General features: G+C 67.5%; 14 protein-coding genes and 1 tRNA gene. 7 read left to right on the forward strand and 8 right to left on the reverse strand.

Annotation, left to right across the window (positions count from 1 at the left end):
* Positions 1–15: 15 nt before the first annotated feature.
* The 6 genes from G154_RS13060 (at position 16) to G154_RS13085 (ending at position 6,809) form a co-directional block, all read left to right on the forward strand.
* Positions 16–867: a TatD family hydrolase gene (locus G154_RS13060; RefSeq protein WP_045546384.1), complete on the forward strand. Its 852-nt coding sequence runs from the start codon at positions 16–18 to the stop codon at positions 865–867.
* A gap of 88 nt (positions 868–955) precedes the next feature.
* On the forward strand, positions 956–2,083 hold the full coding sequence (locus G154_RS13065; RefSeq protein ID WP_023986199.1) for a resuscitation-promoting factor: 1,128 nt from the start codon (positions 956–958) through the stop codon (positions 2,081–2,083).
* Positions 2,080–3,012: a 16S rRNA (adenine(1518)-N(6)/adenine(1519)-N(6))-dimethyltransferase RsmA gene (gene rsmA / locus G154_RS13070; RefSeq protein WP_036479681.1), complete on the forward strand. Its 933-nt coding sequence runs from the start codon at positions 2,080–2,082 to the stop codon at positions 3,010–3,012. The genes G154_RS13065 and rsmA overlap by 4 nt, the downstream gene beginning before the upstream one ends.
* Before the next feature lie 182 nt (positions 3,013–3,194).
* Positions 3,195–4,166 carry a 4-(cytidine 5'-diphospho)-2-C-methyl-D-erythritol kinase gene (locus tag G154_RS13075; RefSeq protein ID WP_019511919.1) on the forward strand — a complete coding sequence of 324 codons (972 nt, stop codon included), beginning with the start codon at positions 3,195–3,197 and terminating at the stop codon, positions 4,164–4,166.
* A 279-nt stretch (positions 4,167–4,445) separates the two neighbouring features.
* Complete coding sequence (locus tag G154_RS13080) at positions 4,446–6,083, forward strand: fatty acyl-AMP ligase (RefSeq protein ID WP_023986198.1); 1,638 nt, start codon at positions 4,446–4,448, stop codon at positions 6,081–6,083.
* Positions 6,084–6,146: 63 nt separating this feature from the next.
* A complete protein-coding gene (locus G154_RS13085; protein ID WP_019511917.1) occupies positions 6,147–6,809 on the forward strand; it encodes a DUF998 domain-containing protein in 663 nt (220 codons plus the stop codon).
* Between the two features lie 46 nt (positions 6,810–6,855).
* Here the strand turns inward: G154_RS13085 and pth are convergent, their stop codons facing one another.
* The 8 genes from pth to G154_RS13125 form a co-directional block, all read right to left on the reverse strand.
* Positions 6,856–7,431 (reverse strand): aminoacyl-tRNA hydrolase, encoded by a 576-nt coding sequence (gene pth / locus G154_RS13090; protein ID WP_019511916.1) that lies wholly within the window; start codon positions 7,429–7,431, stop codon positions 6,856–6,858.
* Between the two features lie 17 nt (positions 7,432–7,448).
* Entirely contained in the window at positions 7,449–8,114 is a 666-nt protein-coding gene (locus tag G154_RS13095; RefSeq protein WP_019511915.1) for a 50S ribosomal protein L25/general stress protein Ctc, read from the reverse strand.
* A gap of 120 nt (positions 8,115–8,234) precedes the next feature.
* Positions 8,235–9,101, reverse strand: coding sequence for an oxidoreductase (locus G154_RS13100; RefSeq protein WP_019511914.1), 867 nt, complete (start codon positions 9,099–9,101; stop codon positions 8,235–8,237).
* Positions 9,102–9,115: 14 nt separating this feature from the next.
* Positions 9,116–9,787, reverse strand: coding sequence for an LpqN/LpqT family lipoprotein (locus G154_RS13105; protein ID WP_019511913.1), 672 nt, complete (start codon positions 9,785–9,787; stop codon positions 9,116–9,118).
* The gene (gene arsC, locus G154_RS13110) at positions 9,784–10,125 is read right to left on the reverse strand and encodes an arsenate reductase (glutaredoxin) (RefSeq protein ID WP_019511912.1); all 342 of its coding nucleotides are present in this window, start codon (positions 10,123–10,125) and stop codon (positions 9,784–9,786) included. Before arsC ends, G154_RS13105 begins: the two co-directional genes overlap by 4 nt.
* 32 nt (positions 10,126–10,157) lie before the next feature.
* Positions 10,158–11,138: a ribose-phosphate diphosphokinase gene (locus G154_RS13115; protein ID WP_019511911.1), complete on the reverse strand. Its 981-nt coding sequence runs from the start codon at positions 11,136–11,138 to the stop codon at positions 10,158–10,160.
* Between the two features lie 90 nt (positions 11,139–11,228).
* Entirely contained in the window at positions 11,229–12,668 is a 1,440-nt protein-coding gene (glmU, locus tag G154_RS13120; RefSeq protein WP_023986197.1) for a bifunctional UDP-N-acetylglucosamine diphosphorylase/glucosamine-1-phosphate N-acetyltransferase GlmU, read from the reverse strand.
* Between the two features lie 83 nt (positions 12,669–12,751).
* A tRNA-Gln gene (locus G154_RS13125) sits at positions 12,752–12,823 on the reverse strand.
* A gap of 87 nt (positions 12,824–12,910) precedes the next feature.
* Here G154_RS13125 and G154_RS13130 point away from each other — a divergent pair.
* Positions 12,911–13,510, forward strand: a complete 600-nt coding sequence (locus tag G154_RS13130) for a TetR/AcrR family transcriptional regulator (protein ID WP_023986196.1) — start codon at positions 12,911–12,913, stop codon at positions 13,508–13,510.
* The last annotated feature ends 3 nt before the right edge of the window (positions 13,511–13,513 follow it).

The raw sequence follows: 13,513 nt of genomic DNA on the forward strand, positions 1-13,513 counted from the left end.
CTTAAGGTGTCTGTGGTGAGCGCCAAGAGAGAGAAGCCGCCCGCCCCGGAGCCGCTGACCCCGCTGATCGACGCGCACACCCATCTCGATGCCTGCGGTGCGCAGACCGCCGAGGACGTGACCGCCATCCTTGACCGTGCCGGTGCGGTCGGTGTCCAGGCCGTCGTCACCATCGCCGACGACCTCGACGCGGCCCGCTGGGCGGCCGCGGCCGCCGACTGGGATCCGCGGGTCTATGCCGCCGTGGCGTTGCACCCGACCCGGGCGCACACCCTCGACGAGGCCGCCAGGGCGGAGTTGGCGGCGTTGGCCGCGCACCCGCGGGTGGTGGCGGTGGGAGAGACCGGTATCGACATGTACTGGCCGGGCCGCCTCGACGGCTGCGCCGCGCCGGATCAGCAGCGCGAGGCCTTCGCCTGGCATATCGACCTGGCCAAGCGCACCGGTAAGCCCCTGATGATCCATAACCGCGACGGTGACGCCGAGGTGCTGGACGTGCTGGCGGCCGAGGGCGCCCCCGAGACGGTCATCTTCCACTGTTTCTCCTCCGACGCAGCGATGGCCCGCACCTGTGCCGACAACGGCTGGCTGATGAGCCTGTCGGGGACGGTGAGCTTCCGCAATGCCCACGCCCTGCGGGAGGCCGCCACGGTCATCCCCGACGAGCTGCTCCTGGTGGAGACCGACGCCCCGTTCCTGACCCCGCACCCGTATCGGGGGGCGCCCAACGAGTCCTACTGCCTGCCGTACACGGTGCGTGCGCTGGCGGACATCCTGGACCGGCCGGCCACCGAGGTGGCCCGCACGACCTTCGAGAATGCGGTTCGGACCTACGGCTTCGGTACCCTCACGAGTTGGCGCGGTTGACGTAACTTCGTTACCGTCCTGTTATCGAACGCGGCGGGCCGGTTGGGCTGACGCAGATGCCGCGCTCAACTAGTCGGGAAACACAGCATTGAATGTCTTGAACAAACTGCATGAAACGCGCTCGCCGGCGCTGCATCTTCTGGTCGGTGCGCTGCTGCTCACCCTGGTGTTTGCCGGAGGTGTGGCGGTGGCCTCCCACAAGACCGTGACCCTGAGTGTGGACGGTGCGCCGATCACCGTGGCCACCATGAAGAACCGGGTCATCGACGTCGTGGAGGAGAACGGTTTCACCGTCGGTGACCGCGACGATCTGTTCCCGGTGGCCGACGCTCGGGTGCACGATGCCGACACCATCGTGCTGCGGCGCAGTCGGCCCCTGCAGATCTCGATGGACGGGCAGGGCAGCACCGAGGTCTGGACCACCGCGGCGACCGTTCAGGAGGCGCTGGCCCAGCTGTCGATGACCGATACCGCGCCCGCAGCGGCCTCGCGCGGCAGCCGTGTTCCGTTGGCGGGCATGTCTTTGCCGGTGGTGAGTGCCAAGACGGTCCAGATCAACGATGGCGGCAACATCAGGACCGTGCGGCTGGCCGCGCCCACCGTCGCGGGCCTGCTGGAGGCCGCGGGCGCGCCGCTGCAGCAGCGCGACACCGTGGTGCCGGCGGCGATGTCACCGGTGGTCGACGGCATGCAGATCGCGGTGACCAGGATGCGGATCGAGAAGGTCACCGAGCAGATCCCGCTGCCGCCGGCCAGCGAACGGATCGAGGATCCGACGCTGAATCAGAGCCGCCAGATCGTCGAGGATCCGGGTACCCCGGGCCTGCAGGATGTCACCTTTGCTGTCGCGCGCGTCAACGGTCAGGAGACCGGCAGGCTGCCAGTAGCCAATGTCGTCGTCAATCCCGCGCGCGAAGCGGTGCTGAGAGTCGGGACGAAACCGGGTACCGAGGTGCCGCCGGTGTCCAACGGTCACGTCTGGGATGCCCTCGCCGGATGCGAATCCGGAGGTAATTGGGCCATCAACACGGGTAACGGATTTTACGGTGGCGTCCAATTTGATCAAAACACCTGGGAGCGACAGGGTGGTTTGCGCTATGCTCAGCGCGCGGATCTGGCAACTCGAGAAGAGCAGATCGCGATAGCTGAAGTAACGAGGGCGCGCCAGGGTTGGGGTGCCTGGCCGACATGTAGCGCGAGATTGGGGTCAAGATGACCATCCGGCTCCTCGGGCGTACCGAGATCAGGCATCTGGCACGGGAGATCGACTTCCGTCCCAGGAAGGCATTCGGGCAGAACTTCGTGCACGATGCCAACACCGTACGCCGAATCGTGTCCGCATCCGGGATTCACCGGCAGGACTGTGTCGTCGAGGTCGGTCCGGGCCTCGGTTCGCTGACGCTCGGTCTGTTGGACCGCGGTGCCCGCGTGACCGCGGTCGAGATCGATCCGGTACTGGCCCGCCAGCTGCCCAAGACGATCGCCAACCACTCGCACAGCGAGATCGGCCGGCTGACCGTGCTCAACCGCGACATCCTCACGCTGAAGTCGAGTGATCTCGAAGAGCAGCCGACCGCGCTGGTCGCCAACCTGCCCTACAACATCGCGGTCCCCGCGCTGCTGCATCTGATGGCCGAGTTCCCGTCCATCAAGACCGTCATGGTGATGGTGCAGGCCGAGGTCGCCGAGCGGCTCGCCGCCGAGCCCGGTGGCAAGGACTACGGCGTGCCGAGCGCGAAGGTCCGTTTCTACGGCGAGGTGCGCCGCTACGGGATGGTCTCGCCGACGGTGTTCTGGCCGATCCCGCGGGTGTACTCCGGTCTGGTGCGTATCGACCGCTACGAGAATTCGCCGTGGCCCACCGACGCCGCCTTCCGTGAGCAGGTGTTCGAGCTGATCGACATCGGTTTCGCGCAGCGCCGCAAGACCTCCCGCAACGCCTTCGCCGAGTGGGCTGGTTCCGGAAACGAGTCCGCCGAGCGCCTGCTGGCGGCCAGCATCGATCCGGCCCGTCGTGGCGAGACGCTGAGCATCGCGGACTTCGTCCGGCTGCTGCAGCGTTCGGGCGAGTTCACCCCGGCCCCGGCCCCGGCGCCTGCCGAATCGCGGCTCGACGCGCCGTCCGCGGCTAACTTGCTGAGCTGACAACTCGCCTCCTCGACGGCCCGCAAAGTGCCGTTGACGACTGCACCCCCGGTCTCGCTGTGATCCTTGACACATTGCGTCGGCAAACGTTAGTGTCTGCGTCAGCGGCGGGATCGACGAGGGGTATCTCACCACGTGAGCGGCCGGTGTCGATTTCACCGGCGCAGCGGTAGGTTCGTGCGGTGTCTGCTTCTTCAGGGGATGCCGCCACCGAGTGGACGGGCACCGAGTCGCTGGGTTCGGTCACCGTTCGGGTTCCCGGCAAGGTCAACCTGTACCTGGCCGTCGGCGATGCGCGTGCCGACGGCTACCACGAGCTGACCACCGTTTTCCATGCCGTCTCTCTCTTCGACGAGGTGACGGTCCGCGACGCCGACGTCCTGGAACTGACGATGTTCGGCGAGGGGGCCGAGGCGTTGCCGGTCGATGACCGCAACCTGGCCTGGCGCGCCGCCGAACTGATGGCTGAACACGTCGGCCGCGCCCCTGACGTGTCCATCTCGATCACCAAGACGATTCCGGTGGCCGGCGGGATGGCCGGCGGCAGCGGGAATGCCGCGGCTGTCCTGGTCGCCATGAACGCGCTCTGGGATCTGGGTGTGCCGCGCCGTGATCTGCACGCGATGGCCGCGCAGTTGGGCAGTGATGTGCCGTTCGCCCTACACGGCGGCACCGCCCTGGGCACCGGCCGCGGCGAGGAACTCGCCACGGTCCTGGCCCGCAGCACCTTCCACTGGGTTTTCGCGTTCGCCCATGACGGCCTGTCCACACCCGCGGTGTTCGCCGAGATCGACCGGCTGCGCGCCGATACGCAGTGGAGCGGTCCGCCCCGGCTCACCGATGCCGAACCGTTGCTCGCTGCCCTGGCGACCGGCGATCCGCAGGCCCTTGCTCCGCTGCTCGGCAACGACCTGCAACCGGCGGCGCTGAACCTGCGCTCCGATCTGCGCCGCACCCTGCGGGCGGGCCAGGAGGCCGGCGCCCTGGCCGGTATCGTCTCGGGATCCGGTCCGACCTGCGCATTCCTGTGCGCCTCCGCGGCACACGCGGTCGATGTCGGTACCGCATTGTCGGGGGCCGGTGTGTGCCGGACCGTCCGCGTGGCCAGCGGGCCGGTGCACGGAGCCCGGGTGGTCTCCGAACCCGTCCGATGAGACCGATCCGCGGGAGATCAAACCCGCGCGCGGTGTGACACATGCCTCAATCGGCTCATCCGTTTGGCAGTTACTTAAGGGTTCTTTAAGATGGGTGCGGTGGAAACTGGCCTGTTCGCAAAAGGCCGGTGACCACCGGAATGAGACACAACTGCGTCCCAATTGTGTGTGCGCGCCTCTCCTGAAGAGTGCACCTGCAGGCGGAATATAGGGAAACGCGCGAGGAACCTGGAGCCGACGACGACGTCGCTTCGGCCCCAGACACCCCAGGAGGTTGCCGTGAGCCGCTTTACCGACAAGATGTACCGCAGCGCCAAGGAAAGCACGCGGGGCATGGTTACCGGCGAACCCTACGAGCCGGTCCGGCACACCTGGGCCGAGGTGCACGAGCGCGCCCGCCGGGTGGCCGGTGGCCTGGCCGCCGCCGGCATCGGCCACGGCGACTCCGTCGGCGTGCTGGCCGGTTTCCCGGTGGAGATCGCCCCGACCGCGCAGGGCGTGTGGATGCGCGGTGGCAGCCTCACCATGCTGCACCAGCCGACCCCGCGCACCGACCTCGCCGTCTGGGCCGAGGACACCATGACCGTCATCGGCATGATCGAGCTCAAGGCCGTCATCGTCTCCGAACCCTTCATCGCCGCCATCCCGGTACTCGAGGACAAGGGCATCAAGGTCCTCAAGGTGGCCGATCTGTTGGCCGCCGAGCCGATCGACCCCGTCGAGACCGGTGAGGACGATCTGGCCCTGATGCAGCTGACCTCCGGGTCGACGGGCTCGCCGAAGGCTGTGCAGATCACCCACCGCAACATCCACTCCAACGCCGAGGCTATGTTCATCGGCGCCGAGTACGACGTCGACACCGATGTCATGGTCAGCTGGCTGCCCTGCTTCCACGACATGGGCATGGTCGGCTTCCTGACCATCCCGATGTACTTCGGTGCCGAGCTGGTCAAGGTCACCCCGATGGACTTCCTGCGCGACACCCTGCTGTGGGCGCGCCTCATCGACAAATACAAGGGCACCATGACGGCCGCCCCGAACTTCGCCTACGCGCTGTTCGCCAAGCGCCTGCGCCGCCAGGCCAAGCCGGGCGAGTTCGACCTGTCCACGTTGCGCTTCGCGCTCTCGGGCGCCGAGCCCGTCGAGCCCGCCGACGTCGAGGACCTGATCGACGCGGGCAAGCCGTTCGGCCTGAAGGCCTCGGCGATCCTGCCCGCCTACGGTATGGCCGAGACTTGCCTCGCCGTGTCCTTCTCGCCGTGCAACGCCGGCCTGGTCGTCGACGAGGTCGACGCGGACCTGCTGGCCGCGCTGCGCCGCGCGGTGCCGTCGAGCAAGGGCAACACCCGCCGACTGGCCTCGCTGGGCCCGCTGCTGCGCGACCTGGACGCCCGTGTCGTCGACGAGGACGGTGCCGTGCTGCCGACCCGCGGCGTGGGTGTCATCCAGCTGCGCGGTGAATCGGTCACCCCGGGCTACATCACGATGGCCGGCTTCCTGCCGACCCAGGACGAGAACGGCTGGTATGACACCGGCGACCTCGGGTACATCACCGAAGAGGGCAACGTCGTGGTGTGCGGTCGCGTCAAGGACGTCATCATCATGGCCGGGCGCAACATCTATCCGACCGATATCGAGCGGGCCGCGGGCCGCGTCGAGGGTGTGCGCCCCGGCTGCGCCGTCGCGGTGCGCCTCGACGCCGGTCATTCACGCGAAACCTTCGCCGTCGCAGTGGAATCCAACGCCTACCAGGATCCCGCAGCGGTGCGTCGCATCGAGCACCAGGTCGCCCACGAGGTGGTGACCGAGGTCGACGTGCGCCCGCGCAATGTCGTCGTGCTCGGACCGGGCACCATCCCGAAGACGCCGTCGGGCAAGCTGCGCCGGGCCAACTCGGTCGCCCTGGTCACCGGCTAGATCCGCTCCGCACGCAGAGTTCTCGCACGCTCGGCAGGCTCGGGCCGTCCGTATCCTGGTGTGATGCAGCGGTCCACCCACGTCCTGCTCGGCTGGTTCGGTGTGCTCGGTGCCGCCATCGCGGTGGCCGCCATCCTGTCCCTGGACGCGATCATCGGCGGGCAGTCGCACCGGCCCGGCCGCACGCTGCGCATGGCGACCATCTCGGAGTACATCTACACCAGTGGTGACTGGGCCTTCCTGACCGGCGTGCTGGCGCTCGCGCTCGGTTCGATTCTGCTGCTCGTCGGACTGATCCACGCCGGGTTGGTCGCTGCACTGTCACCCGGCTCGATCTTGATGTCGCTGTGGGTGATCGGTCTTGTCGGGATCGCCGCGTTTCCCAAGCACAACTGGGAGATCGGGCCCAGCACAAGCGGTTCCATCCATCGGATGGCCACCCTGCTGGCCTTCGTCTCGCTACCCGCGGCGGTGCTGGCCATCACCCGCCGGCGACGCAGTGCCCGGCACGCGACCTGGCTGGCCTACGGATCGATCGGGTGGCTGACCGTGTTGTTCGGGGCGATCGCGGTGAGCATTGTCACCGATCTGCGGTGGTACCGCATCATCCCGCTGGGCATCGTCGAGCGGGGGATCGTCGCCTTCGAGGTCGCGGCCATCATCGCGTTGGGAGTCTGGTTGATCCGCGGGCAGTTTCGCGACGAGCGTGCGCTGACTCCGGGCTGAAAATGGCGTGTCGGGCAGCAGACACGCACGCTCGCCGGGAACACACCTACCAGGCGTGCACGATGTTCTGTGCGGGCTCCAGGCCCTGCTCGAGTAGCAGCTCGGTCGCGTCGGCGGCCTGCTCGCAGATGATCGGAACCTCGGGCCGCTCGACGGAGCTGAACGGCTCCAGCACATAGGCGGCCGGGTCCTTGCGCCCGGGTGGGCGGCCGACGCCGATACGCACGCGCTGAAAGTTCTTGGTACCCAACGCCGCCGCCACCGACTTCAACCCATTGTGGCCGCCCTCGCCACCGCCGAGCTTGAGCCTGATGCGGCCGAAGTCGATATCGAGTTCGTCGTGCAGGATCACCACATCGGCGGGGGCGATCGAATAGAACGCGGCCAGCGGGCCGACCTGGCGACCCGACTCGTTCATGTAGACGCGTGGTTTGGCAAGCACAACAGGCCGGTGGCCGAGGCGACCCGTGGTCACCTCGGCACCGGACTTCTTGTGCACCTTGAACCCTGACCCGATGCGTGCGGCCAGGATGTCGGCCACCATGAAACCGAGATTGTGTCTGGTCTTGGCGTAGTTGGGCCCGGGATTTCCCAGGCCGACCACCAGCAGCGGCTCGGCCATGACGGCAGCAGCGCCGGTTACTCGGCGGCTTCGGCTTCGGCAGCCGCGGCCTCGTCGCCGGCGGCTTCGGCGGCAGGCTCGCCCTCGGCGGACTCGCCCACGCCCTCGGCCTCGAGGTCCGCCTCGGTCGGGGCGGCGACGACGTTGACCACCAGGGTCTCCGGGTCGACGATCAGGCTGACGCCCTCGGGCAGCTCCACATCGGCTGCGGTGATCTGGGTGCCGATCTCGACACCCTCCACCGAAACCACCAGCTGCTCGGGGATGGACAGCACGTCGGCCTCGACGGCGATGGTGTTGGCTTCCTGGGTCACCAGGCTGCCGGGCGCGGCGTCACCCTCGACGACGATGTTCACGTCGACCTCGACCTTTTCGCCGCGCTTCACGACGAGCAGGTCGACGTGCTGGATGTTGCGGCGCACCGGGTGGATGTCGAGAGCCTTGGTCAGCGCGAGCTGCTCGGTGCCGTCGATGTCCAGGGTCAGGATGGCGTTGGTGCCCGAGTGGCGCATCACGGCGGCGAAGTCACGCGCGTTGAGCTCCAGATGCTGCGGGTCGGTGCCGTGGCCGTAGAGCACGGTGGGGATCTTGCCGTCGCGACGCGCCTGGCGCGAGGCGCCCTTGCCGGTGCGGGTGCGCACGGTGGCGGTCAGCTTGTTGGGGACCGAGTTCTTGGCAGCCATGTTGTCTCTCCTGTAGCCGGTTCACACACGGCCAGGGTCCAACGAAATGGTTTCCCGTCGATAACGGTGTTTTGGTAACCACCCTCGCCGTGACGTCGCCAAGGGTAGCCCACGGATGCCTCAGATCCTAAATTCGGTATCCGTGAGCTGCGTGGACAACGCCCACAACGCCGACGCCGTAGCGGTGTTGCGGGCCAGCGGGCTGCGCGGGCTCGGGCCGGTGGCACCGCGCATGCCGAAGCGCGGACCGATGAAGCTGTCGCCGGGAATGTCGGCGGCCGCCGCGTACAGCGTCTGGCGGGCCCCGAAGTCGGCGTCGGTGGCCAGTTTGTTGGCCGCTTTGAAGATCTTGTCGCCGGTCGCGTTGCCGGTCTTGCCCTGCAGGTTGGTCGCCGAGTAGCCGGGGTGGGCCGCCACCGCGCGTACCGGGGAGCCCGCAGCGCTCAGCAGCCGCTGCAGCTCGGTGGTGAACAGCAGATTGGCCAGCTTGGACTGGCCGTAGGCCAGCCACGCCGAATAGGGTCGAGCCCGCCAGTTCAGATCCTTGAGGCTGATGACGCCGAGCAGGTGCATCACCGAGGACACCGTCACCACCCGGTCGGTGATCTTGGACAGCAGCAGGTTGGTCAGTGCGAAATGGCCGAGGTGGTTGGTGCCGATCTGGCTCTCGAAACCGTCTTCGGTCCTGGCGTAGGGCACGGCCATGATTCCGGCGTTGTTGATCAATACGTCGACGGCCTCGGTGCCGTCCGCGAACTCACGCACCGAGGCCAGGCTCTGCAGGTCGAGGGGACGAACGTCGACGTCGCCGGTCATCTGGGCGGCGGCCTCGGCGCCCTTGTCGGTGTTGCGCACCGCCAGGGTGACGGCCGCGCCGGCACGGGCCAACTCGCGCGCGGTCACCAGTCCCAGGCCGCTGTTGGCGCCGGTGACGATGACGCGACGACCGGCGAAGGAGGGCAGATCGGCGGCGGTCCATGAGCTCATGGCAGCCAGAGTAGCTACTTGGCCGTGACGTCGAACCCGGAGATGATCTTCTCGATGTCCGGACCGTGCTGCTCGGCGTCATCGGCGAAACTGGTGATGGTCAGTTGCACCAGGTACTTCTGGGCCTCCGGCTCCAGCTTGCCCGGTGCGGGCTTGTCAGGCATGGTCCCGGTGGCGAACACGATGCGGTTGTAGCTCTGCATCAGCTGTCCGCTCAGCTCGTAGGTGCCCTCGATCATCGAGGACGGGAAGCCCTTGAAGTCATCGCGGGAACCGTTGAGCTTCTTGAAGTTAGGTGACACCTCGGCATCGACGTCGGCATGCTTGAGTGCCTCGGCCGTGTCGAAATCGCCGTTGAGCGTGAAGACCATGAGCATCGCGGTGGGATAGGTCTCGCCGTCGGCGATCACCCGGGTGCCCGCCGCGAGGTTGGTGTTGGTGTAGTCCTGCCACCCTTCGGGGCGCGGCACCGTCACGGCAAGGTCGGTCAGCTTTTCCGGGGCGACCGGCTTGCCCTCCACGCCGACGCTCTCCAGATACGCCGACAGTGGGACCGTCTCGTCGGAGGTGGGCTGTGACGTCGGGCGGGTGGGGGTGGTGGCCAACAGCGACTGGTAGTCGGGCGTGGCGTCACCGCATCCGGCCAGCACCAGGCACGCCAACAGACCCGCGGCGAACTTCCTCACAACAGTTCGCGGATGTTCTCGATCGGGCGGGCCAGCCGGGTGCCCTTGTCGGTGACCACGAACGGACGCTCGATCAGGATGGGGTGCTCGACAAGCGCGTCGAGCAGTTCGTCGTCGCCCGCCTGCGCCAGATTCAGTTCCTTGTAGAGGGATTCGCGTTTGCGCACCGCATCGCGCACCTCGATACCGGCATCGGCGATCATCGCGGCCAACTCCGCCCGGGTGGGCGGTGTCTTCAGGTACAGCACGATCTCCGGTTCGATCCCGTTCTCACGCAACAGATCCAGTGTTTTGCGTGAGGTCGAGCACTTCGGATTGTGGAAGATGCGGGCCGTCATAACTGAATCACTCCTCGCACAAACGCTCGACGCTAGGCCGACCCGTCGAACAGGCCGGTCACCGAACCGTTGTCGAAGACCGCACGGATCGTGTTCGCCAGCAACGGCGCGATGGACAGCACCGTCAGCGCCGGGAAACGCTTCTCCTCGCCGATCGGCAGCGTGTTGGTGACGATGACCTCGCGAGCACCGCAGTCGGCGAGCCGCTGGGCGGCCGGGTCGGACAGCACGCCGTGCGTCGCGGCGATGATCACATCCTTGGCGCCGTCCTGACGCAGCAGGTTGACCGCGCCCGCGATGGTGCCGCCGGTGTCGATCATGTCGTCGGTCAGGATGCAGGTCTTGCCCTTGACATCGCCGACGACACGGTTGGACTTGACCTGGTTGGGGACCAGCGGATCGCGGGTCTTGTGGATGAAGGCCAGCGGGACGCCGCCGAGCGAGTCGGCCCACTTCTCGGCGACGCGGACGCGGCCGGAGTCAGGAGAGACGACGACCTTGTCGTCATCGGCGTAGTTCTCGGCGATATAGCCGGTGAGCAGCTTCTGGGCGCGCATGTGGTCCACCGGGCCGTCGAAGAAGCCCTGGATCTGATCGGTGTGCAGATCGACGGTGACGATGCGGTCGGCACCGGCGGTCTTGAGCAGATCGGCGACCAAGCGGGCCGAGATCGGCTCGCGGCCGCGGTGCTTCTTGTCCTGTCGGGCGTAGGGGTAGAACGGCAGGATCGCGGTGATGCGCTTGGCGCTGCCGCGCTTCAAGGCGTCGATCATGATCAGCTGTTCCATCAGCCACTGGTTCAGCGGGGCCGGGTGGGACTGCAGGACGAACGCGTCGCAACCGCGCACGGACTCGTCGAAGCGGACGAAGATCTCACCGTTGGCGAAATCGCGCGCGGTCTGCGCGGTCACCGGGACATCGAGTTCCTTGGCCACCTGCTCGGCCAGCTCTGGGTGCGCCCGGCCGGCGAAGAGCATCAGGTTCTTACGATTGTCGGTCCAGTCGTGGCTCATCTGTTGTGCCCTGCCAGTCGGGGGTCGATTACGCGCCAATCGTACGTAGCTTTTCCTGGCGGTCGTGCACGGGTTACCAGATTGCCAACATCAGGCGTCGGGTTCGCCCGCCCCGGCCTTGCGCGCCGCCTCGGCGGACGCGCTCGCCGGGCGCTTGCGCAGCACCCATCCCTCGATGGTCCGCTGGGTGTTGTCCGAGACCGCGAGCGCACCCGGGGGGACGTCGTCGCGCAGCACCGTGCCCGCCCCGGTGTAGGCGCCGTCGCCGACGCTCACCGGTGCCACGAACATGGTGTCCGAGCCGGTCCTGACGTGCGATCCGATGGTCGTGCGCTGTTTGGTCTCACCGTCGTAGTTGACGAAGACGCTGGATGCGCCGATGTTGCTGTGCTCGCCGATATCGGCGTCACCGACGTAGGTCAGGTGCGGCACCTTGGTACCCGCCCCGATGGTCGAGTTCTTGGTCTCGACGAATGCACCCAGCTTGCCGCCGGCACCCAGCGTGGTCCCGGGCCGTAGGTAGGTGAACGGACCGACGGTGGCACCCGGACCGATCACCGACAGCTCACCGTGGGTGCGGATCACGGTGGCGCCGTCGCCGACCTCCATCGAGGTAAGGGTGGTGTCCGGTCCGATGGTGCAATCGGCGCCGATGGTGGTGACGCCCAGCAGCTGGGTGCCGGGCGCGATGACCGTGTCGGGGCCGATCTCGACATCGACGTCGATCCAGGTGGTCGCCGGATCGGTGACGGTGACCCCGGCCCGCTGGTGTCCGATGATGGTGCGCCGGTTCAACTCGGCGGCCAGCGCCGCCAGCTGAACCCGGTCGTTGACGCCGGAGACCAGTGCGGTGTCGTCGACGTGCTCGGCCTGGACGGGCAGACCCTGGTGGCGGATCAGCGCGATCGCGTCGGTGAGATACAGCTCGCCCTGGGCGTTGTCGGTGCGCAGCTGGGTCAGCGCCGAGCGCAGTGCCGCGGCGTCGAAGGCGTATACCCCGGAGTTGATCTCCGCGACGGCGCGTTGGGCGGCGTCGGCATCGGCATGTTCGACGATCGCGGTGACACCGCCCTCGTCATCGCGGATGATCCGGCCGTAACCGGTCGGGTCGTCGAGCGTGGTGGTCAGGATCGTCACACCGGCGTCGGCGTGCGCTGCGGCCAGGCCCGACAGTGTTCCACCGTCGAGCAGGGGCACATCGGCGGTGGTGACGATGACGGTTCCGGCGAAATCGTCGGGCAGCCCGGTCAACCCGACGCTGACAGCGTGGCCGGTGCCCAGCTGCTCGTCCTGGACGACGGTGGTGACGGTGACCGCGCCACCGGCGAACCGGTCGATCTCGGCGCCGACCTGTTCCCGTCCGTGGCCGATGACGACGGTGACGTGCTGCGGGTTCAGGGCGGTGACGGCATGCAGGGTGTGGCCCAGCATGGTGCGACCACCGAGCGGGTGCAGAACCTTCGGGATGGCCGAGCGCATCCGGGTGCCCGCGCCCGCGGCGAGAATGATCACGGCTGTTTCGGTGGACACGTATTCCTCCTCCGCGACCGAGGAGTGCCTGCCCGCGGACACACCGTCGACGCTGTGGTTTGGGGTCGCTCGCGGCTGTTGAGCTCCGTCGCCAGGACTCGAACCTGAACTATCTGAACCAAAATCAGAGGTGCTGCCGATTACACCACGACGGACCGATCACTCCGAGACTCTAGTGCAAGCCGACTAAGGTCATGGGCGTGGCAGCACCCGAGAAAGACGTCCGTGCGCCGCGCGCCCGGATGACCGGCAGTGAACGCCGTCAGCAACTCATCGAGATCGCCAAGTCGCTGTTCGCCGAGCGGGGATTCGACGGTACCTCCATCGAGGAGGTCGCCCAGCGGGCCAATGTCTCCAAGCCCGTGGTGTACGAGCATTTCGGGGGCAAGGAGGGCCTGTATGCCGTCGTCGTCGACCGCGAGATGTCCGCCCTGCTGGACGGCATCACCTCCTCACTGACCAACAACCGCTCGCGGGTACGGGTGGAGCGCGTCGCGCTGGCCCTGCTGACCTTCGTCGAGGAGCACACCGACGGCTTCCGCATCCTGATCCGGGACTCACCGGCGGCCATCACCTCGGGCACCTACGCGACGCTGCTCAACGACGCCGTCAACCAGGTGGCCTCGATCCTGGCCGGGGATTTCTCGCGCCGCGGTTTGGACCCGGATCTGGCGCCGCTGTACGCCCAGGCGCTGGTCGGGTCGGTGTCGATGACCGCCCAGTGGTGGCTCGACGTCCGCGAACCCACGAAGGAAGTGGTCGCCGCGCACGTGGTCAACGTGGTGTGGAACGGGCTCACCCATCTGGAGGCCGATCCGCAGTTGACCGATACCGCGGACTAGCCG

Origin of the sequence: Mycobacterium sp. VKM Ac-1816D (genome assembly GCF_000416385.1) — a bacterium.
Classification (GTDB): domain Bacteria; phylum Actinomycetota; class Actinomycetes; order Mycobacteriales; family Mycobacteriaceae; genus Mycobacterium; species Mycobacterium neoaurum_A.